Source organism: Salinibacterium sp. (assembly GCF_031364185.1).
GTDB lineage: Bacteria > Actinomycetota > Actinomycetes > Actinomycetales > Microbacteriaceae > Rhodoglobus.
In genome coordinates this window covers 1-1629 of record NZ_JANLVV010000296.1, presented here as the reverse complement: position 1 = coordinate 1629, position 1629 = coordinate 1, and the positions used below count along the sequence as shown (strand labels likewise).

2 protein-coding genes and 1 pseudogene are annotated in these 1629 nt (G+C 65.7%); all 3 read left to right on the top strand.

Going from position 1 to position 1629, the window contains the following annotated elements; all coding sequences use genetic code 11:
- Nucleotides 1–18 precede the first annotated feature (18 nt).
- Nucleotides 19–609, top strand: a complete 591-nt coding sequence (gene scpB, locus RMN95_RS12885) for an SMC-Scp complex subunit ScpB (RefSeq protein ID WP_309617309.1) — start codon at nucleotides 19–21, stop codon at nucleotides 607–609.
- Nucleotides 609–1415, top strand: coding sequence for a pseudouridine synthase (locus tag RMN95_RS12880; protein WP_309617308.1), 807 nt, complete (start codon nucleotides 609–611; stop codon nucleotides 1413–1415). The genes scpB and RMN95_RS12880 overlap by 1 nt, the downstream gene beginning before the upstream one ends.
- Nucleotides 1408–1629 (top strand): annotated as a pseudogene (locus tag RMN95_RS12875) (prephenate dehydrogenase); the annotation flags it as partial. The gene RMN95_RS12880 and the pseudogene RMN95_RS12875, both read left to right, overlap by 8 nt.

Genomic DNA, 1629 nt, shown 5'->3' with positions numbered 1-1629 from the left:
ACGATCGACAACGACACGATCGAAACCGACACTGGCGTGACCGTGGCGACCAGCGTCATCCACCTGGAGCGCAGCGTCGAGGCGATCCTGATGGTGGCCGACGAGCCACAGTCGGTTGTATCGCTCGCCACCGCGCTGGGGGCGCCGGTGCCCGCCGTCCGACAGTCCATCGAGAGGCTCGTGGCGAACTACGACGGGGACGAAGGGGCAACCCGCCGCGGGTTCGAACTTCGCGAGGTCGGCGGGGGATGGCGCGTCTATGTGCGTCCCGAGCACGATGACGCCGTACGGGATTTCGTGCTCACCCAGAATCCGACAAGGCTGAGCCAGGCCGCACTTGAGACCCTCGCCGTGATCGCCTATAAGCAGCCGATCAGCCGGGGTGCCGTGGCATCCATTCGCGCGGTGAATGTTGATTCTGTCGTGCGTACGCTCCTCGGCCGAGGGCTAATCACCGAGGCGTTCACTGACAGTGAGACCGGTGCGATTCACTACGAGACCACCGACATCCTGCTGGTGCAACTCGGCATCAATTCCCTTGACGAGCTTCCCCACATTTCTCCGCTTCTCGACGATGGAGCAGACGGTTTTTCCACGGCAGGAGCCTGATGAGCAACACCACTGCGCTTGATGAAACCCATCCCGAGGGGGAGCGGCTGCAAAAAGTCATGGCCGCGGCGGGCGTCGCGTCACGCCGGGTGTCTGAAGACCTCATTTCGCAGGGTCGGGTCACGGTCAATGGTGAGATCGTCGACGAGCCCGGCCGTCGAGTGCTGTCCACCGACAGGGTGACCGTTGACGGCACCGCGATCCAGCTCGACGCCAGCAGGCGGTACGTGATGCTGAATAAGCCGATCGGCGTGGTCAGTTCTATGGCGGATGAAGGGGGCAGGCCCGACCTGCGCGACTTCACCCGCGACTACGACGAGCGACTCTTCAACGTGGGGCGTCTCGATGCGAACACCTCGGGCCTGCTCGTGCTTACCAATGATGGGGAGCTTGCGCATGTGCTCGCGCATCCTTCCTTCGGGGTATCGAAAACCTACATTGCCAAGGTGTCAGGGTCGGTGAGCGCCCAGACGGTCAGCACATTGACGCGAGGGATCGAGCTCGACGACGGGCCCATCCATGCCGACAGGGCGCGCCTGCTGGGGGCCGCCTCGGGTGGTGCCTCGATGGTCGAGATCACCCTGCACTCCGGGCGCAACCGCATTGTGCGCCGGATGCTCGATGCCGTCGGTCACCCCGTGATCGAGTTGGTCCGGCGCCAGTTTGGGCCCCTCCACCTCGGCACCCTCGGTATGGGCCGCACCCGCGATCTCACCAAGGCCGAGTTGGGCGAGCTGCTGACCATTTCCCGTGTTGGAGAGGGCGATGCCGCAGTGACTGAGTCGGCGGGTGACGCCGATGCCTGAGCCCCGACTTGCCGGCCCGGTGCGCATCGTCGGCGCTGGCCTCCTGGGTGCCAGCATCGGGCTCGCACTGCGGGAACGCGGCGTGGATGTCGCGCTGGATGACGTGTCGCCCTCCGCGCTCGAACTGGCCGTCGACTATGGCGCAGGGCGACCCGGCCGACCGGGGGAGCTGCCCGAGCTCGTCGTCGTCTGTGTGCCGCCGGACGTCGTGGCC